This window comes from Acinetobacter haemolyticus (genome assembly GCF_900406815.1).
Classification (GTDB): domain Bacteria; phylum Pseudomonadota; class Gammaproteobacteria; order Pseudomonadales; family Moraxellaceae; genus Acinetobacter; species Acinetobacter haemolyticus_A.
In genome coordinates this window covers 1-390 of record NZ_OVCN01000060.1, presented here as the reverse complement: position 1 = coordinate 390, position 390 = coordinate 1, and the positions used below count along the sequence as shown (strand labels likewise).

1 protein-coding gene is annotated in these 390 nt (G+C 55.6%); it reads right to left on the bottom strand.

Annotation, left to right across the window (positions count from 1 at the left end):
* A partial coding sequence (locus DK207_RS15665; RefSeq protein ID WP_265735800.1) for a LysR substrate-binding domain-containing protein occupies positions 1-390 on the bottom strand: 390 nt, incomplete at both ends.

Below are 390 nucleotides of genomic sequence, written 5' to 3'. Positions count from 1 at the left end.
TCTCCCGCGTGCCGGAACCGCGTTCACGCAGGATCCACGGCGCAGCGGCCAGCTGCTCTAAGGTGACCGGACCACGGGCCAACGGCGAAGTCGGCGCGGCGAAAACCACCAGCTCGTCTTCCAGCCACGGTTCAGAAATAATTTCAGTGCTGTGGCACGGTCCTTCAATAAAACCAATATCAACGCGGAAATCCAGCACCGCTTGCATCACGTCCTGGCTGTTCCCAACGCTAAGTTCAATCGGCAACTGCGGATAATCATGGCGATAACGGGCGATAACGGCAGGCAGAATGTAGTTACCGATGGTACTACTGGCATAGATACGAATCGCGCGGTTGTCTTCGCGAAACAGTTGTTCGATTTCAACCGCCTGTTCAAGCAATGCCAACG